The sequence below is a fragment of the Oscillospiraceae bacterium NTUH-002-81 genome (genome assembly GCA_032620915.1).
Taxonomy (GTDB): domain Bacteria; phylum Bacillota; class Clostridia; order Lachnospirales; family Lachnospiraceae; genus JAGTTR01.
In genome coordinates, this window is the sequence record CP136052.1 from 903,530 (window position 1) to 927,516 (window position 23,987).

General features: G+C 54.2%; 20 protein-coding genes and 3 pseudogenes. 20 read left to right on the forward strand and 3 right to left on the reverse strand.

The features are described 5' to 3' along the window. Window positions 1–67 precede the first annotated feature (67 nt). The 6 genes and pseudogenes from RJD28_04350 (at window position 68) to RJD28_04375 (ending at window position 6,556) form a co-directional block, all read left to right on the forward strand. Entirely contained in the window at window positions 68–883 is an 816-nt protein-coding gene (locus RJD28_04350) for a Cof-type HAD-IIB family hydrolase (GenBank protein WNV58760.1), read from the forward strand. Window positions 884–1,099: 216 nt separating this feature from the next. After that, entirely contained in the window at window positions 1,100–2,431 is a 1,332-nt protein-coding gene (glnA, locus tag RJD28_04355; protein ID WNV58761.1) for a type I glutamate--ammonia ligase, read from the forward strand. A gap of 39 nt (window positions 2,432–2,470) precedes the next feature. Next, complete coding sequence (locus tag RJD28_04360) at window positions 2,471–3,019, forward strand: ANTAR domain-containing protein (protein WNV58762.1); 549 nt, start codon at window positions 2,471–2,473, stop codon at window positions 3,017–3,019. 508 nt (window positions 3,020–3,527) lie between these two features. Continuing rightward, window positions 3,528–4,416, forward strand: a pseudogene (gene dapF, locus RJD28_04365) (diaminopimelate epimerase). 23 nt (window positions 4,417–4,439) lie between these two features. Beyond that, entirely contained in the window at window positions 4,440–5,654 is a 1,215-nt protein-coding gene (locus tag RJD28_04370; protein ID WNV58763.1) for an LL-diaminopimelate aminotransferase, read from the forward strand. Window positions 5,655–5,842: 188 nt separating this feature from the next. Beyond that, window positions 5,843–6,556, forward strand: coding sequence for a DUF3221 domain-containing protein (locus RJD28_04375; GenBank protein WNV58764.1), 714 nt, complete (start codon window positions 5,843–5,845; stop codon window positions 6,554–6,556). Window positions 6,557–6,704: 148 nt separating this feature from the next. On the opposite strand, the gene asnA is transcribed toward RJD28_04375, so the two are convergent. Further along, a complete protein-coding gene (asnA, locus tag RJD28_04380; GenBank protein ID WNV58765.1) occupies window positions 6,705–7,715 on the reverse strand; it encodes an aspartate--ammonia ligase in 1,011 nt (336 codons plus the stop codon). A 552-nt stretch (window positions 7,716–8,267) separates the two neighbouring features. Here asnA and aspS point away from each other — a divergent pair. From aspS to RJD28_04410, 6 genes and pseudogenes are all read left to right on the forward strand, one after another. Next, on the forward strand, window positions 8,268–9,599 hold the full coding sequence (gene aspS, locus RJD28_04385) for an aspartate--tRNA(Asn) ligase (protein ID WNV58766.1): 1,332 nt from the start codon (window positions 8,268–8,270) through the stop codon (window positions 9,597–9,599). Between the two features lie 27 nt (window positions 9,600–9,626). Further along, on the forward strand, window positions 9,627–9,920 hold the full coding sequence (gene gatC / locus RJD28_04390) for an Asp-tRNA(Asn)/Glu-tRNA(Gln) amidotransferase subunit GatC (protein WNV58767.1): 294 nt from the start codon (window positions 9,627–9,629) through the stop codon (window positions 9,918–9,920). Window positions 9,921–9,931: 11 nt separating this feature from the next. After that, a pseudogene (gene gatA / locus RJD28_04395) lies at window positions 9,932–11,412 on the forward strand (Asp-tRNA(Asn)/Glu-tRNA(Gln) amidotransferase subunit GatA). After that, window positions 11,409–12,839, forward strand: coding sequence for an Asp-tRNA(Asn)/Glu-tRNA(Gln) amidotransferase subunit GatB (gene gatB / locus RJD28_04400; protein ID WNV58768.1), 1,431 nt, complete (start codon window positions 11,409–11,411; stop codon window positions 12,837–12,839). The pseudogene gatA and the gene gatB overlap by 4 nt, the downstream one beginning before the upstream one ends. Window positions 12,840–13,076: 237 nt before the next feature. Then, a complete protein-coding gene (locus RJD28_04405; GenBank protein WNV58769.1) occupies window positions 13,077–13,799 on the forward strand; it encodes a M15 family metallopeptidase in 723 nt (240 codons plus the stop codon). A gap of 17 nt (window positions 13,800–13,816) precedes the next feature. After that, on the forward strand, window positions 13,817–14,224 hold the full coding sequence (locus tag RJD28_04410; protein ID WNV58770.1) for an amino acid-binding protein: 408 nt from the start codon (window positions 13,817–13,819) through the stop codon (window positions 14,222–14,224). 179 nt (window positions 14,225–14,403) lie between these two features. Here the strand turns inward: RJD28_04410 and RJD28_04415 are convergent, their stop codons facing one another. Continuing rightward, on the reverse strand, window positions 14,404–14,601 hold the full coding sequence (locus RJD28_04415) for a cold shock domain-containing protein (protein ID WNV58771.1): 198 nt from the start codon (window positions 14,599–14,601) through the stop codon (window positions 14,404–14,406). 241 nt (window positions 14,602–14,842) lie between these two features. On the opposite strand from RJD28_04415, the gene RJD28_04420 reads away from it, so the two are divergent. Continuing rightward, entirely contained in the window at window positions 14,843–15,829 is a 987-nt protein-coding gene (locus RJD28_04420; protein WNV58772.1) for an NAD(P)-dependent oxidoreductase, read from the forward strand. A 5-nt stretch (window positions 15,830–15,834) separates the two neighbouring features. On the opposite strand, the gene RJD28_04425 is transcribed toward RJD28_04420, so the two are convergent. Beyond that, window positions 15,835–16,659 carry a transglutaminase domain-containing protein gene (locus RJD28_04425; protein WNV58773.1) on the reverse strand — a complete coding sequence of 275 codons (825 nt, stop codon included), beginning with the start codon at window positions 16,657–16,659 and terminating at the stop codon, window positions 15,835–15,837. A 180-nt stretch (window positions 16,660–16,839) separates the two neighbouring features. Between RJD28_04425 and RJD28_04430 the strand changes: the two are divergent. From RJD28_04430 to RJD28_04460, 7 genes and pseudogenes are all read left to right on the forward strand, one after another. Next, window positions 16,840–17,494: pseudogene (locus RJD28_04430) on the forward strand (response regulator transcription factor). Window positions 17,495–17,509: 15 nt separating this feature from the next. Then, window positions 17,510–18,943, forward strand: coding sequence for a HAMP domain-containing sensor histidine kinase (locus RJD28_04435; GenBank protein ID WNV58774.1), 1,434 nt, complete (start codon window positions 17,510–17,512; stop codon window positions 18,941–18,943). Further along, a complete protein-coding gene (locus RJD28_04440) occupies window positions 18,940–19,311 on the forward strand; it encodes a hypothetical protein (GenBank protein WNV58775.1) in 372 nt (123 codons plus the stop codon). The genes RJD28_04435 and RJD28_04440 overlap by 4 nt, the downstream gene beginning before the upstream one ends. Beyond that, window positions 19,211–19,960 (forward strand): hypothetical protein, encoded by a 750-nt coding sequence (locus tag RJD28_04445; protein WNV58776.1) that lies wholly within the window; start codon window positions 19,211–19,213, stop codon window positions 19,958–19,960. The genes RJD28_04440 and RJD28_04445 overlap by 101 nt, the downstream gene beginning before the upstream one ends. A gap of 116 nt (window positions 19,961–20,076) precedes the next feature. Beyond that, complete coding sequence (locus tag RJD28_04450; protein WNV58777.1) at window positions 20,077–21,618, forward strand: DNA-deoxyinosine glycosylase; 1,542 nt, start codon at window positions 20,077–20,079, stop codon at window positions 21,616–21,618. 265 nt (window positions 21,619–21,883) lie between these two features. Beyond that, complete coding sequence (locus RJD28_04455) at window positions 21,884–22,678, forward strand: zinc dependent phospholipase C family protein (protein WNV58778.1); 795 nt, start codon at window positions 21,884–21,886, stop codon at window positions 22,676–22,678. Window positions 22,679–22,689: 11 nt separating this feature from the next. Beyond that, window positions 22,690–23,913, forward strand: a complete 1,224-nt coding sequence (locus tag RJD28_04460; GenBank protein WNV58779.1) for an MFS transporter — start codon at window positions 22,690–22,692, stop codon at window positions 23,911–23,913. Window positions 23,914–23,987 lie beyond the last annotated feature (74 nt).

Here is a 23,987-nt window from a genome sequence, read left to right on the forward strand (position 1 = left end):
TAATACGAACTTTGGGGCTTGCAGGAATGTCTGTTTGAAAATACAATAGACACAAAGGAGAAAACAGATGAAGACTTTACTGATTGCAATGGACCTGGACGGTACCCTGCTGTCCGAGGATCACGAGACCATATCGGCCCGGAACCGGGAAGCCCTGCGGGCGGCGTCGGAGCGGGGCGTGAAGATCGTCATTGCCAGCGGCCGCACTAGGGGCGTCATGGGCAGTGTGTACGCGCAGCTGCCCTTTGCGGATTATGCGGTGACGTCCAATGGCGCGGCAGTGTATGATCTGAAAACCGGGGATCGAGTGTGCTATCAGGGCATCCCCTATGAAAAATGGTGTAAGGTGTACGATATTTTCCGGCGGCACGGATCGGTGTTTGAGGTGTATGCGGACGGCCGGGCCCACATGGAGCGGCGGCTGTTTGTCCATTATGAGAACGACCTGCTGCCCAGGGATTTCGTGGAGAATCTGAAGAAATCCATCGTGCCGGTGGAGAATGCCAGAGAATATCTGAAAGGAAAGAGCATTGAGAAGATATGTGCCCTGACCACGGACCCGGTGGAATATCCCCAGGCGCTGGCAGAACTGAATGCGCTGCCGGGGCTTTGTCTGACGTCCTCCATTCCGGGCAATGTGGAGATCAACGAGGCAGGCACCAACAAGGGAAGTGCGCTGGCAGCGCTGTGTGAGACACTGGGCATTCCACGGGAGGCGGTGATGGCTTTCGGAGATGCAGGGAACGATGTGGAGATGCTGACCTTTGCCGGACAGTCCTACGCCATGGAAAACGGAACCCCGGAGGCGAAGGCAGCGGCAAAAGCGGTGACACGCTCCAATGCCGAGGATGGAGTTGCCGCCGCGGTGGAGCAAATCCTGTAAGGATCATGCAAACATTTCTTGACAAACCGGAACACCGTTGGTATCATCATCAGTAGAACAAGGGGGTTCCGACAACGGGATACCCCTCTTTTTTATTTCATTACAGTGAACCAAAGTCTGCTTCCGCCTATGACTGCACGGAGGCGGGCGAAAGACTTTTGGACACGCCCAGACATGAGCAGCAAATAAGCAGTATCACAGGGAAGGAGCAATGATATGAGTAAATATACGAAGGAAGACGTCATTCGTCTTGTGGAGGAAGAGGATGTGGAATTCATCCGTCTGCAGTTTACAGATATTTTCGGCACTTTGAAAAATGTGGCGATCACGTCCAGCCAGCTGGAGAAGGCGCTGAACAACGCCTGCATGTTTGATGGTTCTTCCATCGAACGGTTTGCGCGGATCGAGGAGGCAGATATGTATCTGTACCCGGATCTGGATTCTTTTGCCATCTTTCCGTGGCGTCCCCAGCAGGGAAAGGTTGCCCGTCTGATCTGTGATGTGCACCGCATCGACGGGGCACCCTATGAGGGAGATTCCAGGTATGTGCTGAAAAAAGCGGTGGAGCACGCAAAGGCATGCGGCTATGTGTTCCATGTGGGGCCGGAACTGGAATTCTTCTTATTTGATACGGACGACTCCGGCCGTCCCACCACAAACACCAGTGAAAAAGCAGGCTATTTTGACCTGGGCCCGCTGGATCTGGGAGAAAATGTGCGCCGGGATATGGTGCTGACACTGGAGGATATGGGATTTGAGATCGAATCCTCTCACCATGAGGTGGCACCGGCCCAGCACGAGATTGATTTCAAATATGCAGACGCCCTTTCGGCAGCAGACAATATCATGACCTTTAAGCTGGCAGTGCGCACCATTGCCAAGCGTCACGGTCTGCACGCTACCTTCATGCCCAAGCCCAAGGCCGGCGTGGACGGCTCCGGCATGCATATCAATATGTCCCTGTCGAAAAATGGCCAGAACATTTTTTATGACGGAGCGGATGCCAACGGACTGAGCCAGGAGGCATACTATTTCCTGGGCGGCATTATGGCCCACAGCAAAGCCATCACGGCCATTACCAATCCGCTGGTGAATTCCTACAAGCGTCTGGTGCCGGGCTATGAGGCACCGGTACATATTACCTGGGCAACGTCCAACACCAGCTCTCTCGTCCGGGTACCGGGCAGCCGGGAGCCGGGAAGCAAGCGCATTGAGCTTCGAAGCCCCGATCCGTCCTGCAATCCGTATCTGGCATTGGCTGTCTGCCTGGAGGCCGGTCTTGACGGCATCCGCAGAAAGCTGGAACCGGCGGACTGTATCAATGAAAATATTTATGCCATGAGCAAGGAAGAGATGGCTGCACGGCACATCGACGTGCTGCCGGGAACATTGCGGGAAGCGCTGGATGAGTTGCAGAAGGATGAACTGATCTTCTGGGCACTGGGCGAGATCGGCCCGAAATTTGTGGCTGCCAAGAAAGCAGAATGGGAGTCCTACAGTGCAGCGGTGACCGCGTGGGAGCTGGAGCAGTATCTGTATCGGGTATAACTGCCGCCTTATGGGGAGAACACATAAGGAGGTAGGAATATGGCGAATATTATCGTAGTTTTTCCGAAGATCGAGGATGCGAAAAACATCCGGAATCTTCTCGTGCGCTACGGTTTTTCCGTGTCGGCTGTCTGTACAACGGGGGCGCAGGCGATCAGCACGGCGGATGGGCTGGACGATGGTATCGTTGTGTGCGGCTATCGGTTCCCGGACATGATCTATTCGGATCTGCATGCAGACCTGCCTTCTCATTTTGAGATGCTGCTGGTGGCATCGCAGAAATATCTGAGTGAATGTTCCAATCAGAACATCGTGACGGTTTCTATGCCCATCAAGGTACATGACCTCATCGACACGCTGCAGATGATGGCGGACGCCATTGCCAGACGACGGCGGAAACGAAAGGCGGTGCCCAGAGGACGGAGCGACGAAGAACGGGCGCTGATCACCCAGGCCAAGGAGCTGCTCATGGAGCGGAACAACCTGACCGAGGAAGAAGCGCACCGGTACATACAGAAGTGTAGTATGGACAGCGGCACCAACATGGTGGAAACTGCCCAGATGGTATTAAGTATTATGAACGTATGATTACCAGTGTCGAAAGCCGCGCTGCGATTCATGCTTGCATGAAGGAGCAGACAAGGCCTTACGACACGCCCCACGCATGAGGAAAAAAGAGTGGAGAAGCCACTCGATTTCCGAATGCGAGGGAGGATTGCGGGAGCTGTGTGCAGCGGAGCAATCCGGTAATCTTAGTATGAAAGGAGAAAGCCGTGCTGCGCCGCATGCTTGCATGAAGGCGCGGGTAAGGCTTTACGACACGCCCCGCGCATGAGGAAAAAAGAGTGGAGAAGCCACTCGATTTCCGAATGCGAGGGAGGATTGCGGGAGCTGTGTGCAGCGGAGCAATCCGGTAATTCTGGTATGAAAAGGAATGAAAAGTCGAAAGCCGTGCTGCGCCGCATGCTTGCATGAAGGAGCAGACAAGGCTTTACGACACGCCCCACGCATGAGGAAAAAAGAGTGGTGAAACCGCTCGATTTCCGAATGCGGTAATCTTGGCATGAAAGTGGAAAAGAGAAAGAGGAGAGAAACAATGAAATTTACAAAAATGCATGGTCTGGGCAATGACTATGTGTACGTCAACGGGTTTGAGGAGAAGGTGCCCAACCCGGAGAAAAACTGCCCAGTATGTCAGTGACCGCCATTTCGGCGTGGGATCGGATGGCCTGATCCTCATCAATCCGTCAGACAAGGCGGATTGCGAGATGGCGATGTACAATGCGGATGGCTCCAGAGGCGAGATGTGCGGCAACGGCATCCGCTGTGTGGCAAAATATGTGTACGACCACGGCATGACGGACAAACGGCGGATCGCCGTGGAGACGCTGGCCGGTGTGAAATACATTGATCTGGAAGTGGAGAATGGCAAGGTAAAAAAGGCCGAGGTGGATATGGGAGAGCCGATCCTGGATCCGTCCCAGATCCCGGTGCTGGCGGAAGAGAACCCGCCGGTAAACATCCCCATCGAGGTGGAGGGAACGGTTTACCACATGACCTGCGTGTCCATGGGCAACCCTCATGCGGTGGTATTTTTACCGGAAGTGGCCTCACTGGATCTGACGAAGATCGGGCCGGTTTTTGAAAGCCATCCCCGGTTCCCTAACCGGGTCAATACCGAGTTTATCCGTGTTATTGACCGGAAAACGCTGGAAATGCGCGTGTGGGAGCGGGGCTCCGGCGAGACGCTGGCCTGCGGTACCGGTGCCTGTGCGGCGGCTGTGGCGGCCATTTTGAATGATCTGGCTGACCGTGAGGTGACCATCCACCTGCTGGGCGGCGATCTGGATATCCGCTGGGATGCCGAGACGAACCATGTGTTTATGAAAGGACCGGCCACCACTGTTTTTGACGGAGAGATTGACACCTCTCATATTGATGATGAAATGCACAAGTGTCAGGAATGGCATGAGAGCATCCAATAGATTATTTTTGCGAGGAGGATATTATGTTCAAGGTAAATGAGAATTATCTGAAATTGCCCGGCAGCTACCTTTTTTCCACTGTCGGCAGAAAACAAAGAGAGTATGAAGCTGCCCACCCGGATAAAAAAGTCATCCGTCTGAGCATCGGCGACGTGACCCAGCCGCTGGCACCGGTGATCATTGATGCCCTGCACAAGGCAGTGGATGAGATGGGGGTCAAAGAGACCTTCCACGGCTATGCACCGGATCTGGGCTATGAGTTTCTGAGAAATGCCATCGCCAAGAATGATTATGCCGACAGAGGCTGTGATATCGCGGCGGATGAGATCTTCGTATCTGACGGTGCAAAATGCGATTCCGGCAACATTCAGGAGATTTTCAGCCTGGACAATAAGATCGCTGTGTGCGATCCGGTTTATCCGGTGTATGTGGACACCAACGTGATGGCCGGAAGAGCAGGCGATTACAACCCGAAGACCGAGCGCTACAGCAATGTGATCTACATGCCCTGTGTGGCAGACAATAACTTTGCACCGGAGCTGCCCAAGGAGACCCCGGACATCATTTACCTGTGCTTCCCCAACAACCCCACCGGTTCCACCATCACCAAGGATCAGCTGCAGGAGTGGGTGGACTATGCCAACCGGGTAGGCGCTGTCATCATTTATGATGCGGCTTATGAGGCGTACATTTCCGAGGACAATGTTCCCCACACCATCTATGAGTGCGAGGGCGCCAGAACCTGTGCCATCGAGCTGAAAAGCTTTTCCAAAAATGCAGGCTTTACCGGTACCCGTCTGGGTTACAGCGTTGTGCCCAAGGATCTCAAGAGCGACGGCGTATCCCTGCATTCTCTGTGGGCACGCCGCCACGGTACCAAGTACAACGGCGCACCGTATATCATCCAGAGAGCCGGAGAGGCAGTGTACTCTGATGAGGGCAAGGCCCAGTTAAAACAGCAGGTGGCTTACTACATGAACAATGCAAAGGTTATCTATGAGGGATTGAAGGACGCTGGCTACACCGTGTCCGGCGGCGTCAATGCGCCTTACATCTGGCTGAAAACCCCGGATCATATGACATCCTGGGAGTTCTTTGATTATCTGCTGAACAATGCATCTGTGGTAGGCACCCCGGGATCCGGCTTTGGCCCCAGCGGCGAAGGCTACTTCCGTCTGACCGCCTTCGGCACCTATGAGAACACCGTAGAGGCCATCAACCGGATCAAGGCACTGTAATTCGGTGCGGCATCTGAAACTGTAATCATTTCGCAAGAAAAACATAAGGAACCATCGGCCTTTCCGGGTAGATGGTTCCTTTCTTTTATGTTACACTGATGCTAGGAAGAATTGTGAGAGTGCGAAGCACGGAGCAATTCGTAGGGTATCAGTGTTATCATATGTGAAATTCATGAAAGGAGGCAGGCATGAAAAAATACGGACTTATCATAGGCTTCACATTTCTGATGGGGGTGCTGGCAGGTTGTGCCGGCACAGGAAGTACCACGCAGGATCAGGCAAAAACGGATGCGGCCCATGAGGTGGAGGCGCAGGATGGCGCAGACGGTGTACAGACCCAGGATGCGGCCGGCGCAGGGGACGCGGTGACGCTGCCGGATCTGACGGAGCAGCGGCCGGTGGCTTATCCGCCTTGCGTGCGGGTGGACGGCGTGGTTTATCAGGATACGGGCTTTGTGAGCTCCATGCCGGGCTGCGGCAACATGGACGGGGAGATCACCTCCCAAGTGGACGGCACGAAGCTGCCAGACCAGGACGATCAGTCCAACTTTGGCACGGGCTATGCCTATCAGAGAGGCGGTGACGGCCTGCTTCTGGTGAAAATGGACGAAAGAATGGAAATTTTCCGGGATATGGATTCCACAGACAGCAGTATCCCGCCGCAGGTACTGCATTTTACCGCAGAGGTCAAAGCAGTGAACGAAGGCTCTCTTCTGGTGACCTACATTTCCACAGCAGAGGGTTTTTCGCCTCTGTCGGAGGGAGAATACACGGCGTCCACAGACAATCTGCTGGATGAGGTGCAGGTGGGCGATCAGGTGGAAATCTGGTGCGACGGAAACATTCTGGAAACCTATCCTGCACAGCTGGGACTGGTGTATCGGATCGCGATCATCGGTTAGTGATGCAAGGAAGGCAGTATTGTGTAAAAGCAAAGAAAAGGCGGGAACCCGAAGAGAGGATTCCCGCCTTTTGCGGCTATTGTATGAATCGGAATCATATGTGCAAGGTGCTCAGCCACAGAATCTGCGTCTGAAACGCGGGGATGATTTACAGCAGGCACACGCCGTGTGCCTTTGCCTCCTCGCGGATCTCATCGGGCCATACGGACACCTGGATCTCGCCGATGTGGGCTTTGCGCAGGAAGAACATGCAGATCCGGGACTGGCCGATGCCGCCGCCGATGGTGTAGGGCAGCTGCTGATCCAGAATGGCTTTCTGGAAAGGAAGTTTTGCACGATCCGGGCAGCCTGCAGCGTCCAGCTGGCGCAGCAGGGCGTCTTCATCCACACGGATGCCCATGGAGGACAGCTCCAGGGCAATGTCCAGCACCGGATAGTAGACAAGAATATCACCGTTTAAGCTCCAGTCATCGTAGTCCGGGGCGCGGCCATCGTGGGGCTCTCCTGTGGAGATCTTGTCGCCGATCTGCATGAGGAAGACAGCGCCCTTGTCTTTTGTGATCCGGTATTCCTTTTCCTTGCTGGAAAGGCCGGGATATAGATCCTCCAGCTCCTGGGTGGTGATGAAGAAAATATCCTTGGGCAGGATTTCTTCGATGTAATCATAGCGGATGGCCATGTATTTCTCTGTTTTTTTCAGTGTTTTGTAAATCTTGCGCACCGTGTCTTTTAACGTCTCTACGTTCCGGTCTTCCTTGGCGATGATCTTCTCCCAGTCCCACTGATCCACGTAGATGGAGTGGATGTTGTCGGTGGTCTCATCCCGGCGGATGGCGTTCATGTCGGTGTACAGGCCTTCGCCCATGGCAAAGCCGTATTGCTTCAGGGCGTAGCGTTTCCATTTGGCGAGAGAGTGCACCACTTCGATGATCCGGTCGTCCTGTTCCAGCACGCCGAAGGAAACCGGGCGCTCCACGCCGTTTAAGTTATCGTTCAGGCCGGACTCGGGCGTCACGAAGAGCGGGGCAGTCACACGCAGCAGGTTCAGCTGTTCCGCCAGCGTCTGCTGAAAAAAGTCTTTGACGGTCTTGATGGCTGCCTGGGTATCGTGGAGGTTCAGTTCCGAGTGATAACCGGCAGGAATCTGTAAATGTTCCATGGTTCGATTGCCTCCTTTAAAAGTGAAAAAATATATAACTCAAAATAAGAATGTTTGCACCGGAAATAAGTATAGCAGAAAATAAAAAACTATTCTACCCTAAAAAAGGGGTTGCATTCTGTTTTTTCGTGTGCTAGAATGTCCCCAAAATAAAGCAAATGCGAGGAACAAGACTCTTGTTTTCAGAAATCGACAGGAATACGGCGTCACCGACTGAGAGCGCTGTTTGACGGAGAAGACGAAGGGAACACTTGGGAGCAGACAGCCTGAACAGGCAGAGCAGATCTGGAAGTAGGGCTGTACGGGGCACACGTTACGTGCAGAAGAGAGGAAGTCTTTCCCGGAGCGGGGGAGATTTCAATGCGGGTGGTACCGCGGGTTTTCTTTTTGAATTCAAAGAGATCCGTCCCGGAATGTCTGATGCATTCCAGGGCGGTTTTTTGTATTACAAAAAAGCACGGAGCAATCCGTGTAATACAAAAACGGTAGTTCTGAGAAAGTCGCATCGGACAGCAGCTCATCAACTCAAAACGGGAAAAGGAGAAATGCAAAATGGAATTTATCAAAGGTGTGAAGGAAAAAGATCTGCTGGAGATCAGCGATGTGTGTGAAGGCGCTTACGAAGGACAGGATATCCGCATGAACGGCAGTGTCCACACGATCCGTGACATGGGCGATGTGGCATTCGTTGTCTTAAGAAAAAGAGACGGCCTGGTGCAGTGTGTATTCGAGGAAGGCGTCACCGCTTTTGATCTGAAAGCCCTGAAAGAGGCTTCTGCCGTGGAGGTGTGCGGCACCGTGAAAAAAGAGGAGCGTGCGCCCCACGGATTTGAGATCCGGTTAAAAGAGATCAAAGTGCTGTCAGAGCCAGCAGCGCCGCTGCCGCTGGCCATTTCCAAATGGAAGCTCAATACTTCCCTGGAGGCCAAGCTGAACATGCGGTCCATCTCCCTTCGAAATGTGCGGGAGCGGGCAAGATTCCGCATCCAGGAGGGCGTGGTGAGAGGCTTCCGGGAGTTCCTTTACAGCCAGGGCTTCACCGAGATCCACACACCGAAGATCGGCGCCAAGGGCGCAGAGGGCGGCGCAAACCTGTTCCGTCTGGAGTATTTCCACCGTCCGGCTGTGCTGGAGCAGAGCCCGCAGTTCTACAAGCAGATGATGGTGGGCGTGTTTGACCGGGTATTTGAGACCGGCCCCGTTTTCCGGGCAGAGAAGCACAACACCAAGCGCCACCTGAACGAGTACACCAGCATGGACTTTGAGATGGGCTACATCGACAGCTTCGAGGACATCATGGCCATGGAAACCGGATTTTTACAGTATATGCTGGCACTGCTGCAGAAGGATTACGCCACAGAGCTGAAAATGCTGAACATCACCCTACCGTCGGCAGAGGCGATCCCCCAGGTGCGGTTCGATGAGGCAAAACGGCTCGTATCGGAAAAATATGACCGGAAGATCCGCAACCCCTACGATCTGGAACCGGAGGAGGAGCAGCTTATCGGCCGTTATTTCAAGGAAGAGTACGACGCGGATTTCGTATTTGTCACCCATTACCCGTCCAAGAAGCGTCCGTTCTATGCCATGGACGATCCGGCAGATCCGAAGTTTACGTTAAGCTTTGACCTGCTGTTCCACGGTCTGGAGATCACCACCGGCGGTCAGCGGATCCACGATTATCACCAGCTGCTGGATAAGATCGAAGCCCGGGGCATGACCACAGAGGGCATGGAGCATTATCTGGATACGTTTAAATACGGGATGCCGCCCCACGGCGGTCTGGGCATCGGCATGGAGCGTCTGACCATGCAGATCCTGGGCGAGGAAAACGTCCGTGAAGCTTGTCTGTTCCCGAGAGACCTGTCCCGGCTGGAGCCTTAAGGGCCGCCGATAAAAAGGAGGAAAATCATGGCAAATATCATCAGCGATGAAACCATAGAGTATGTAGGCATTCTGGCCAAGCTGGAGCTTTCCGGGGAAGAGAAGGAAGCGGCCAAGAAGGACATGGCGCGGATGCTGGATTATATTGACCGGTTAAATGAACTGGACACCACCGGCGTAGAACCCATGTCTCACGTATTTCCGGTGAACAACGTGTTCCGGGAGGACGTGGTCATGAACGGCGATGACAGCGAGGATATGCTGAAAAACGCACCGGCAGTGAAGGACGGAAGCTACAAGGTTCCGAAAACAGTAGAATAGGAGGCACGGCCATGGGACTGATGAGTCTGACAGCGGTAGAGCTGGGAAAGAAAATCCGATCCGGTGAGGTGAAGGTGCTGGACGCAGTGAATGAGGCACTGGCGCGGATCGAAACATTTGACAAAGAATTAAACTGCTACGTGACCGTGGACGCCGAAGGGGCGAGAAAACGGGCGGAAGAGGTACAGAAGGCCATTGATGCCGGGGAGCTCACCGGCCCGCTGGCGGGTGTACCGGTGGCAATCAAGGACAATATGTGTACCGAAGGGCTGCTGACCACCTGCAGTTCGAAGATTTTATACAATTTCAAACCGACTTACACGGCAGAAGCGGTGAAAAATCTGGAAAAAGCCGGTGCCATCATCATCGGTAAGACCAACATGGACGAGTTTGCCATGGGAAGCACCACGGAAACATCCGCTTTTGGTGTGACGAAAAATCCCTGGGATACGGAGCATGTGCCCGGCGGTTCCTCCGGCGGCTCCTGCGCGGCAGTGGCAGCCGAGGAGTGCAGCTTTGCCCTAGGTTCTGACACCGGCGGTTCCATCCGCCAGCCCAGCTCCTTCTGCGGCGTGACCGGCATCAAGCCCACCTACGGCACGGTTTCCCGGTATGGCCTCATCGCCTACGGTTCCTCTCTGGATCAGATTGGGCCGGTGGCCAAGGACGTGACCGACTGTGCGGTGATCCTGGAGGCCATCGCCTCCCACGACGTCAAGGATAGCACTTCCGTTGCCCGGGAGGATTATGATTTCACTTCCGCCCTGGTGGAGGATGTGAAGGGACTGCGGGTCGGCATCCCGCGGGATTACTTTGGAGAGGGCCTGGATCCTGAGGTGAAGGCGGCTGTCCTGGCAGCGTCAGAGGTGCTCCGGGAAAAGGGCGCCATCGTGGAAGAATTTGACTTAAGTCTGGTGGATTACGCCATCCCTGCTTACTACGTCATCGCTTCTGCGGAGGCCAGCTCCAACCTGGCCCGGTTTGACGGTGTGAAATACGGCTACCGCACAGCAGAATACGAGGGTCTGCATAATATGTATAAGAAATCCCGTTCCGAGGGCTTTGGCCCGGAGGTGAAGCGCCGCATCATGCTGGGCTCCTTCGTGCTGAGCTCCGGCTACTATGACGCTTATTACCTGAAAGCCCTGCGGACGAAAGCGCTGACCAAAAAAGCCTTTGACCGGGCGTTTGCACAGTTTGATGTGATCCTGGGGCCTGCGGCGCCCACCACAGCGCCGAAGCTGGGGGAATCCCTGAGTGACCCCATCCAGATGTATCTGGGAGACATTTACACGATTTCCGTGAACCTGGCGGGCCTGCCGGGTATCAGCGTCCCCTGCGGTACAGACAGCAAGGGCCTCCCCCATTGGCCTGCAGCTCATCGGTGACTGCTTCCAGGAGAAAAAAAATCATCCGCGCGGCATACACTTACGAGAAGAGCCGCACCTATGTCCGGTGTGAGATCGCACAGAAAGGAGCAGAAAAGGCATGAGAAAACAATATGAGACCGTCATTGGACTGGAAGTCCATGTAGAACTGGCCACAAAGACAAAGATTTTCTGCGCCTGCAGTACCGCATTCGGCGGCGCGCCCAACACCCACACCTGTCCGGTGTGCACCGGCATGCCCGGATCCCTTCCCGTATTAAATAAGAAGGTTGTGGAATATGCCATTGCCGTGGGGCTGGCAACGAACTGTACCATCAACCAGTATTGTAAATTTGACCGGAAGAACTATTTTTATCCGGATAACCCGCAGAACTACCAGATTTCCCAGCTCTATCTGCCCATCTGCATCAACGGCGGTGTGGAGATTGAGACCGCCGGGGGCAAGAAAACCATCGGCATTCACGAGATCCATATGGAGGAGGATGCGGGCAAGCTCATCCACGACGAGTGGGAGGACTGCTCCCTGGTGGACTTCAACCGCTCCGGCGTGCCGCTGATCGAGATCGTATCCGAGCCGGATATGCGTTCTGCGGACGAGGTTATCGCCTATCTGGAAAAGCTGCGGCTCATCATCCAGTATCTGGGCGCTTCGGACTGCAAGCTCCAGGAGGGTTCCATGCGTGCCGACGTCAACCTGTCTGTCCGGGAGGTTGGCGCAGAGAAGTTCGGTACGAGAACCGAGATGAAGAACCTGAACTCCTTCAAGGCCATTGCCCACGCCATCGACGGCGAGCGGGCACGGCAGATCGAGCTTCTGGAAGAGGGGAAGGCGGTCATCCAGGAGACGAGACGGTGGGACGACAACAAGGAATACTCCTATGCCATGCGTTCCAAGGAGGACGCCCAGGACTACCGGTATTTCCCGGAGCCGGATCTGGTGCCCATCGTCATCAGCGACGCCTGGCTGGAGGAGATCCGTTCCCGGCAGCCGGAGCTTCGTACCGAGAAGCTGGCCCGGTATAAGGAGGAATTTGACATTCCCGAATACGATGCAAAAATCCTGACGGAATCCAAGCATATGGCTGACCTGTTCGAGGAGACGACGGCCATCTGCGGCAAGCCCAAGAAGGTGTCCAACTGGCTCATGGTGGAGACCATGCGGCTTATGAAGGAGCACGAGATGGAGCCGGAGGAGCTGGATTTTGCACCGGTGCATCTGGCAAAGCTCATCGACCTGGTGGATGCGGGCACCATCAACGGCACCGTAGCCAAGGAAGTGTTCAAGAAGATTTTCACAGAGGATGTGGATCCGGAAACATATGTGGAAGAAAAAGGTCTGAAGACCGTCAACGATGAGGGCGCCCTGCGGGCCACCATCCAGGAAATCGTGGCGGCCAACCCCAAGTCCGTGGAGGATTACCACAACGGCAAGGAGAAGGCGCTGGGCTTCCTGGTGGGCCAGACCATGAAGGCCATGAAGGGAAAAGCAAATCCCGGCATGATCAACCAGATTTTAAAAGAATTGCTGTAGAGAAAAATTTTTGTTGCCTGACGCCGGTTCTGTGCTAGAATAGGAACATGAGACAGTCAGGAAAAACGATAGGAAAAGCGGCGGCTGTGCTGACAGCCGTCGTTTTGTCGCTGTATGGATGTAAAAGTGCAGACAGGGAAAAAGCAGAAGCCGATACTGTGAAGACGGAAGAATCGACATCAGCTAGTGATTCTGAGAGTACAGATTTTCAGAAAATGAACCGCGATTCATTGTCGAGTGGTAGCGACGAAAAAGGGAACGCTGTCTGATTCAGATACCAATGGCAGCCAGCAGACCGATAAAACGAAGAATTTCGCGGCAGGCGCTGCGGATGCCCTCGGGAAAGTACAGGAACCGTTGACCGTAAAGGAGGAGGACGATATGGCGCCTGTATTTACCAGTGAGGAGATCCCCGACGAAGTCTTTGCCCGGATGGCCGGAAAATCTTACAAAGAAGACTGCACCGTTCCCCGGGAGGATCTGCGCTATCTGCGGATCAGCTGCGTGGGCGCGGACGGCAGCGCCTATATAGGACAGATGGTGGCAGCAGCCGATCTGGCAGAAGATCTGCTGGACATTTTCCGGCAGCTCTATGAGGCCGGATACCCCATCGAGCGGATGCAGCTCATCGACGACTACGACGCCAGCGATCAGGCGTCCATGGAAGCCAACAACACCACCTGCTTCAATTTCCGCCAGATCGCGGGAAGCACCAAGCTGTCCAACCACAGTCTGGGCCGGGCAGTGGACATCAATCCGCTGTACAATCCCTATGTGAAAAAGACGGCAAACGGCATCATTTACGACCCGCCGGTGGCAGAAGCCTATGCCGACCGTGACAAAGATTTTCCGTACAAGATCGACCATGACGACCTGTGCTATCAGCTGTTTACCGCCCACGGATTCACCTGGGGCGGCGACTGGAACAGCGTCAAAGACTATCAGCATTTTGAAAAATAAGAAAGAAGGAACCAAAAATGTTAAAACAGATTTCTGTATTTGTAGAAAACGTGGCAGGCAGCCTGATGAAGGTGACAAAAGAACTGGTGGCAGAAGGGATCAATCTCCGGGCCATTTCTTCCTTTGATACGCCGGAGTTCGGTATCCTGCGTCTCATCGTAGACCGGCCGGAGGAGACCGCGCAGCTGTTGAAGGACAAAGGCTTTTTCGTCCAGACGAAGGACGTCATCGCCGTGGAGATCGAAGACCGGAGCGGCAGACTGAACCAGATGCTGGAGGTGCTGGCCGAGGGCAACATCAGCATCAACTACATCTATTCCTTTGTAATCCGGGAAGATCAGGCGCCGGTGATGGTATTCCAGACCGAGTACCTGGAGGAAGCCGTGCAGATCCTGAAAAATCACGGCATCAACGTTATTGATTAGAGAACGGAAACCATAAAAATCCCGCATCGACTCTTTGGAAGAGCCCATGCGGGATTTTGTGCAGTTTGAATATTTGTAACAGATCCGCGAAAGCGTTGCCGCCTCCGACCGGGAACTGTTGGCTTTATTTTATAAAACACAAAACGAATAAAGGTACAAATACGGACTGCCGTGCGAGATTAGCACTTTGTTACATTAACTGCCTGAGGTCCTTTAGCGCCGTTGGTTACATCAAACTCCACAGCCTGACCCTCGTCCAGAGTCTTGAAGCCTTCCATGTTCAGACCGGTGTAGTGAACGAATACATCGTTTCCTTCCTCATCACAGATGAAGCCGTAACCCTTCTGGTTGTTGAACCACTTAACTGTACCTTTCATTATGCGAATACCTCCACAAATAAATATAATAGTTGCGTCCGAAGACACAATTTGAGAATATCACATCAGGGAATAAATGTCAATTCAGAGGTGTGAGCAAAAATGAGCTGCGAAGCAGCGGAGAGCATCGAAGATGCGGTTTTGCGAATGGCGCGGGTGAACAGACAGACGTGATTTCATTCTTGACTTTCCTTTTCAGGAAAAATATACTGAATTTATCAACATTTGAGAGGAAATGACCATGATCAAGATTGCGATGTTTAATGCAGCCAGATCGGAGGACGAGTATCTGGATATCTGCGAGAAAAAATATCCGGAGATTTCTTTTGTCCGGATTTATGAGAAGGTGCGGGTGGACAATGCGGCTCTGGCGAAGGAATGCTACGCGGTGGTGGTCAGCTCTGCCATGCCGCCGGTGAAGGAAATGCTGGAGATCTGGAGAGATTGCGGTGTCAAATATGTGGCGACCCGCTCCATCGGCTACGAATATATGGATGTGCCGCTGATCGAGAGCATGGGTATGCATGCGGCTCACACCACCTATTCCCCTGCCAGCGTGGCGGATTTTGCCATCATGCTCATGCTGATGGTGACGCGCAATATGAAAATTGTGGAGCGAAGATATGAGGCCCATGATTTCCGGGAGGCGAAGCTGCCGGGCAAGGAGCTGTGGAATATGACCGTGGGTGTTGTCGGCACCGGCGCCATCGGGGAGATGACGGCGAAGCACCTGCACGGCTTTGGCTGCCGGATGCTGGCGTACAGCCGGACGAAGCGGGAGAGCCTGGACGGGATCGTGACGTATACCGATCTGGATACGCTGCTGGCAGAGAGCGATGTGGTGACGCTGCACATGGCCTCCACACCGGAGACGTTCCATCTGCTGAACGCGGAGCGCCTGGCCAAAATGAAAAAAGGCGCCTATCTGGTCAACACGGCCCGGGGCAATCTCATTGACACGAAAGCGCTTATCGAGGCGCTGGAGTCCGGACACCTGGCCGGGGCAGCGCTGGATGTGATGGAAAATGAGACGGGCATTTATTACACGAATCACATGTATGAGCCCATCAGCAATCATGAGCTGGCGATCCTGGATTACATGCCCAATGTCATCGTGACCCAGCACATGGCCTACTATACGAGAGAGGCCGGGCTGGATACGATGGAAAATCTGGTCAAAGGGTGTCTCCACGACTATCATGGAGAAGAAAATCCCTGGAGAATCTGAGAAATTCAGAAGCCCCGCAGCATCCGCTCGATGTTGCTGCCGGGGAGCACGTTGCACACGGAGAAGCATTCCCGGTTCCATTTCCGGGAACGGAGCATAAAGGCATCATCCTTCAGAAAATACTGGAAGCCGATGGTGCCTTCTTCTGTCTGATCCCAGCACACATCCACATGGAACCAGCGGACGCCGGCACTCGTCTCGATGCCCACCAGATTCCAGTAATGGCGGGTGGACTTGGTGCGCACGTCATAATAGTATCGGTCACTGGCCGGAGTACCCTTTTCCCGCAGCACCGGGCCGGAGATGATCTGACAGGGGACACCTGCCATATCCAGCAGAAGCTTTAATGTCTGGGAAAAGCCCTGGCAGCTGGCTGCGCCGCCGATGAGGGCGCCATAGGCGTTGTTGCAGTTGGGATGGGCTGCAGTGTCATTTTCATAATGAACGGAAGCAGCCAGAAACGCGCACGCCCGGTAGAGCCGCACATAGTCCGGCATGGAGGCATGGAACAGCTGTCTTGCCAGAAAGGCGGCGGACTGCTCTGCTGTCTGGGCGCGGCCCGCGATCTCGGCAGCGTCCGTGGACGTGTAGTCCACAAGGAACGTCCAGTTCCAGTCTCCGTTTTCCTGGGTCGTGGTGGGGGTACACGTTTTTATATAGTAAGGAACCGTCGGATCAAGGCCCGCCAGCAGGCCGAACAGCTGGGCTTCTGCCAGGCCGGTCCGGTTGCTGTGGGGAAAAGACACGCGGTTTTTGAAATCATGTATATCTGTAAGCATCGCAAGCGCAGATTTTGTGATCAGAATTTGTTTTTGAAGATCAGCACTCACAAAAATCCCTCTTTCTTTCGTAAATGTATAGCATAGAAATCATACACTATTTTTCGGGTAAAAATCAATAGGATGGAGGGACTTTTTTGCGCATCAAAAGGACCCGCCAGAATTCGTGATGGAACTTGGATACAACATGGTGATACAATAAAAAGTAAGAATGGAGGATGAGGGGACATCATGACAAAAATACTGATCGTAGAGGACGAAAAACCGATTTCCAAGCTGATCGAGATGTCACTGACATCGGCCGGGTATGCGTGCACCTGCGTGTATGACGGCATGGCTGCGGCGGATCTTCTGGAGGAGCATCGGTACGATCTGGTGCTGCTGGATATTATGCTGCCCGGGGCGTCCGGCTACGAACTGATGGATTATATCCGGCCCATGGACATTCCGGTGATTTTTCTCACGGCGAAAACCAGTGTGGCCGACCGGGTAAAGGGGCTGCGGCTGGGGGCGGACGATTATCTGGGCAAGCCCTTTGAGATCATCGAGCTGCTGGCCCGGGTGGAAAGCGTGCTGCGCCGGTACCACAAGACCGAGGAGGTGCTGGAGGCCGGGGATCTGGTCATCGACGTGGTATCCCGGGTGGTGAAAAAGAACGGGGAGGTTGTGAACCTGACAAAGAAGGAGTTCGACCTTCTCGTCATGTTTGTCCAGAACCGCAACATCGCCCTTTTCCGGGAAAAAATATACGAGCATGTGTGGGAGAGCGAATACACCGGGGACAGCCGGACGGTGGATCTGCACGTGCAGCAGGCTGCGCCGGAAGGTGGGCTGGGAGGATAAGATCAAACCGGTATACAAGGTGGGCTATCGCCTGGAACTGTAGAGAGGCAGGAAACCTATGAAATTTTCGTGGAAAATATTTGTCAGCACGTTTCTCATTGTGCTTCTGTCTCTGGCGGCAGGGGGATATTTTCTTGTGGTGTCCGCATTTTCCTCAGGGCTGTCCCGGGAGACGGACAGCTCCCGGGAGGAGAACAGGATGCTGCAGCTTATGCTGGCTGTAAACCTGTCCGGCACGGAGGACAACGGCATTGATCTGTCCCTGCTCATTGAGGACAGCCTGAAAAATCTGGACACCCGGATGGAAAGTGTGCTCATCCGCTACCGGGTCAGCGGTAGCGATAAGCGGACGATTTATTCCAATTCCGGCGGCCTGGGGCACCGGATCGACGCCAAACGCTCTCTCATTTCCAAGATCCAGGAGGGCGGCATCGGCCATGCGGTACGACGGATGGACAATACCTACTGTGTACAGACGGCTTCCCTGCTGCTGTTTGAGGGGGAGCCCATTTATGTGGAAACTTTTCGGGATGTGACGGATCTGTTTGAGGAGAGGCAGACCCAGTTTGACAGCTTTCGGAAAATCATTGTGGTGGTGGGCAGCATCAGCGGCATCCTGAACTTTTTCATGGCGCTGTGGCTCACCGATCCGGTGCTGCGCCTGTCCCGGGTGACGAGGCGGATTGCGGGCGGCGACCTGAAAAGCCGGGCCAAAATTGACACGGAGGACGAGATCGGCCATCTGGCGGAGGATTTCAACGACATGGCCGACCGGATCGAGAAGGATATCGAGGAGCTGACCATGACGGCCAGACGGCAGGAGGATTTCATCGGCAGCTTTGCCCATGAACTGAAAACGCCGCTGACGTCCATCATCGGGTATGCGGACATGCTGCGCTCCAGCCAGCTGGACGAGGAGCATCGTTTTCTGGCGGCCAGCTATATTTTCACGGAGGGCAAACGACTGGAGTCTCTTTCCTTAAAATTACTGGATCTCCTGGTGCTGAAAAACGGAGAGATCACGAGAAGACCGGTGGAGGCAGGGCCGTTCCTCAAGGAACTGGAAGGGATGCTGCGGCCGGTGATGAAAGCGGAGGACATCCGTCTGAAGGTGAAATACGAGGACGGCGTGTTTGTGGGAGACCGGGATCTGGTGAAAACGGTGCTCATCAATCTGGCGGACAATGCCCGCAAGGCCATTGACGGCGGCGGTACCATTGTGATCATCGGCAAGCCGGAGAAGGAGGGCTATGCTTTTTATGTCCGGGATACGGGCAAGGGCATTCCCCGGGAGGAGATCCGGCGCATCACCGAGGCCTTTTATATGGTAGACAAATCCCGTTCCCGGGAAAAAGGCGGCGCGGGGCTGGGGCTGTCCATCTGCCAGGAAATCGTGCTGCTGCATAAGGGAAAGATGGAATTTTCCAGCGTGCCCGGAGAAGGAACAATGGTGCGGGTGACGATTCCCGGGGAAAAGGAGGCGACGGTATGAAGATGCGCAAAATCCGGTATGTGCAGCTGGGACTGATCCTGGCGTTCACACTCATCGTGGGCACCTGCCTGCCGCCGTTTATCTCCCGGATCCAGGAACGAAGTCTGCTGGATCAGGAGGCTGTGGAGGAAGCGGAAGTGGTATCGGTGTCCCGCACGGAACGGATGGAGAAAAAGGAGCCCATGGAGAAATTTCTTTTTTCTGCTGCAGCCGGGGGTGGAATATATAGAATACGCTGCGGGGGCAGGGGCAAGCCGGAATGCGGACATGGCCCGGGATCAGCTGGAAATGGAACTGGAGCTTTTGTGGGAACAGGGGATGCTGGAGGGCTCCAGCGTGGATATGGGGGATTTTTACGGCTCGTTTAACGTGCTGTCAGAGGGCGTGTACACTGCGGCAAACACGGAAAATCCGGCCCAGTCGCTGGTGGTGTGGCAGTATATGATCATGGGAAGCTATGGGGAGCTGTATGAGGTGACCATGGACGATGCGTCCGGGAAGATCATTGGTCTCCAGATGCTGGCCGACCAGACGGATGCCCTGCCGAACCTTCTGCTGGTGGGGTATGAAGAGTTTGCTTATCTGTGGGGCAATTATCTTGGCATGTCCCACATGGAGGTGCAGGATATTTCCTATGCGGAAGTGAACCGGAAGCTGGTCATGAAGCAGTGGAAGGAAAACTATCACAATTTTACGGAAATGATGGAGTTGTACGGGTTCACGGAAGATGAGTGGTACGGCTGGGGGCAGGAGATCGAGTCCCCCTATGAGGAAAACAGCTCCGGCAATGTCAGCATCGCCGACGGCAATTCGAATCTGTACGTGGAGAGTGCAGTGTCTGACACCCCCGGAGACTGGTTCGATACCGATTACAGCATTTCCGGCCGGGCGCGTGGGGTGATGGATGCGGACCAAGGCATCGTTCTGGATGTGAAATACTACTATGGGCAGACCGGGGAGGGCGCGGTGCGGCTGACGTGGAACGCCTATACGTGCGGATTTGCGGCGACAGAGTGAGAAGGCTGATTCCCGTTTGAGGAAAGCGTGGAGAAACTTGACAGGTGCGGCGGGGCATAGTACCATTTTTATTGCAATCTGTTTGACAGAAAATATGTAAAATGGGGGAGCAGCACATGGAAAAGGTTTCGCTGATCATACCGATTTATAATGCTGAAATGTATCTGAAACGCTGTCTGGACAGTGTGGTCGCCCAGACATATCCGGCGCTGGAGATACTGCTGGTCAACGACGGCAGCAGGGATCACAGTCTGGCCATCTGCGAGGAATATGAGAAAAAAGATGACCGGATCCATATCATAGATAAAGAGAACACCGGCGTGTCCGATTCCCGGAATGTGGCCATAGCAGCCGCCACGGGAACGTACCTGCAGTTTATGGACAGTGACGACTGGCTGACGCCGGATGCCACCGAGCGGCTGGTGACGCTGGCGGAAATGACCCGGGCCGATCTGGTCATCGGGGATTTTTATCGGGTGGACGGCGATCACTATGCGTTGAAATCGCACATTCCGGAGACGGGCGTCATGGATCGCCGGGCATTTGCAGAACACATGATGGAGGATCCGGCGGATTTTTATTACGGCGTCATGTGGAATAAGCTGTATCGCAGGGATCTTGTGGAAAAGTACCATCTGGGCTGCACTACGGAGCTGAACTGGTGCGAGGATTTTCTTTTCAATCTGGCGTACATCCGCCGGGCGGAGCGGTTCTGCGCCCTGCAGGCTCCGGTCTATTATTATATGAAGCGAAAGGGGAGCCTGGCAGGCTCCCAGCTGTTGAAAACCAACGTCATGCAGGTGCGGCTGCTGTTGCTGGAATATTACAAAGAGCTGTACCAGAGCATCGGCCTGTACGAGGACAACAAGGCGAAAATCAATGCCTTTGTACTGATGGTGGCCAGGGACGGCTCCGTGAACCGGCTGCCGCTGGTGGGGGATGCGGAGAAGCTGGATGAGGATCTGGTGCTGGAAGAACCATCCAGGAAAAAACTGTCGAAGCTGTCTGAAAAACGGGAAAACAAAGACCCGGAAACGGAAGGCAGAGGGAAAACAAAGGATGGCAGGCATGTGAGAAAAGCAGAAGACCTGCTGGAGAAACTGTCAGAGAAACCGAGAAAAGCCGGCGGTTCTGTGAAAGCACTGAAAGAAAAAGCGTTTGTTCATGTGGAACATACTTTCCAGCCGGTGTTTGACGACCGGTGCCGGGTGCTGATCCTGGGCACCTTCCCTTCGGTGAAATCCCGGGAAAACCAGTTTTACTACGGACATCCCCAGAACCGGTTCTGGCGGGTCATCAGTGCTCTCACCGGAGAGCTGCTGCCGGTGACCATTGATGATAAAAAGAGGATGCTTCTGTCCCATCACATCGGTATCTGGGATGTGGTACAGGAATGCGACATCCACGGCTCCAGCGACAGCAGCATCCGCAATGTGGTACCTTCGGACATCGCTTCCCTGGTGAAGGACTGTCCGGACATCCGCATTTTCGGCAACGGCGATGCGGCCTGCCGCCTGTACCGGAAATACTGTCAGGAAAGCGTCGGTAAAGATATCACAAGGCTGCCCTCCACCAGCCCGGCCAATGCCATTTTCACCGTGGATCGGCTCATTGAAGCATGGGAGGAGGCTGTTGGGCCGCTGTTGGAGAATGCGTAAGATCAGTGGATGAAATAAGTGCCCCGTTATCGGGGCATTTATGTTATAATGTTAAGTGCTAAAGAAAAATAAGCGACGTCGCAGACGGCATTTATTTTTCTTGCACTGACATCGAACGAACCGTCTGCGATAGCAGACACGGAAGCGCGGCTGCGCGTGGTTCGTGAGATTGGTTAATGAAAATTTAACGTTTCCCTGACAGGATCGTAACATCCGTCGATTAGACTGAACGATACGGGGAAACCAAAGATGGGAGAGTGGAATTATGCCGGCTGCTTATGCACATTATGTATTTGGACAAAAGGTTTTACGGGAACTTCCGAGAGATTTACAGGAGCGGATCAAGGATTATCTGCCCCTTTACCATATCGGCCTGCACGGGCCCGATATTCTGTTTTATTATGAGCCGCTGCACGCCAACGAGGTGAACCAGCTGGGAACGAAGATGCACAATGAGAATGCGGACGCCTTTTTTGAGCGGGCAAAGCAGCTGATCATGTCTGCATCCGGGGAAGAGAAGATGGCCATGGAGGCGTATATCGCCGGATTTATCTGCCATTTCATGCTGGACAGCGAGTGCCACGGCTACATTGCGGAGAAAATGGCGGAGAGTGAGATCAGCCATTCCGAGATCGAGACGGAATTTGACAGCATGCTCATGCGCAAGAAAGGACTGGATCCCCATACGAGAAATGCAGCGCTGCATCTGGTGGTGAACAAGAACTGCGCCCAGATCATCGCGCCGTTTTTTGATCTGAAACCGAAGCAGATCTTAAAGGCCGTGAGCTCCATGAAGCGGTATCATCAGCTGCTGCTTGTGCCGAAGAAACCCAAGCGCCTGCTCATCGACACCGCGCTGAAGATCAGCGGCAATTATGACACCATGCACGGCATGATGGTCAATGAGGAGCCCAACCCTCACTGTGTGGACAGCAACTGGGAGCTGTTCCGCCGCCTGAAAAATGCGGTGGAGCCCTGCGAGGAGCTGATCGAGGAGTATCTGGACGTGTGCAACGGCACCCAGACGCTGAACGAGCGCTTTTCGAGAAATTATGAATAGGAGACAGGGAGATGGAAAAAGACAGGCTGACGAAGCTGGAAAAATACTGGATCCTTTATGATGTGGGCAATTCGGCGTTCACCCTGCTGGTGGCAACGATCATTCCCATTTATTTCAATTATCTGGCGGGGCTGGAGGGCATCTCCGAGGTAAATTATCTGGCCTTCTGGGGCTATGCATCCTCCATTGCCACGCTGCTGGTGGCTTTCCTGGGGCCGGTGTTCGGCACCCTGGCGGACACGAAGGGGTTCAAGAAGCCGATTTTTCTGGGCAGCCTGCTGGTGGGCGTGGGGGGCCTGTGCGTCCTTTCGGTGCCCATGGGATTCGTGGCGTTTCTCGTCATTTTCATCATTGCCAAGGTGGGCTATTCCTGCAGCCTGGTCTTTTATGACGCCATGCTTTCGGATGTGACCACGCCGGAGCGGATGGATCGGGTGTCCTCCCAGGGCTATGCCTGGGGCTATATCGGCAGCTGCGTGCCCTTTATCGCCAGCCTGGCGGTGGTGCTGTTTTCCGGGCTTCCCATGCAGACGGGCATGGGCATTGCCTTTTTCATCAATGGCGCCTGGTGGCTGCTGACGACGGTGCCGCTGCTGAAAAATTATGAGCAGATCCACTATGAGCCGAGAAAACCCCATGCGGTGGCAGAGAGCTTCCGGCGGCTGCTCCGGGTATTCCAGGAGATCCGTGGTGAACGGAAGATTTTCCTGTTCCTCATCGCGTTTTTCTTCTATATTGATGGCGTGTACACGATCATCGACATGGCGACGGCTTTCGGCAGTGCCCTGGGATTTACTTCCACGACACTGCTGCTGGCGCTGCTGCTGACCCAGATTGTGGCCTTTCCCTGCGCCCTGCTGTTTGGCTGGCTGGCGCCCAAGTATGAAAACGGCACGCTGATCCGTATCTGCATCGTGGCCTACGGTGCCATCGCGCTGTTTGCAGTCCAGCTGGACAAATCCTGGGAGTTCTGGTTCCTGGCGGTGTGCGTGGGCATGTTCCAGGGCGGTATCCAGGCACTGTCCCGGGCCTATTTTGCAAAAATCATTCCGGCGGAAAAATCGGGGGAATATTTTGGACTGTACGATATTTTCGGAAAAGGCGCCGCCTTTATGGGAACTACCCTGGTGGGTTTTGGCGCTCAGCTGACGGGCAGTCTGAATATCGGTGTCTCCGTGATCTTTGTCCTGTTTGTCATCGGTTTCCTGCTTTTTGAAAAAGCAGTGCGGGCATAAGAAAAACGAAAGACGGGGTTAAGGCTTTGTTCATGTGTCCTTAAGGATTTTCAGAAATTCATAAGTCTTTCCAC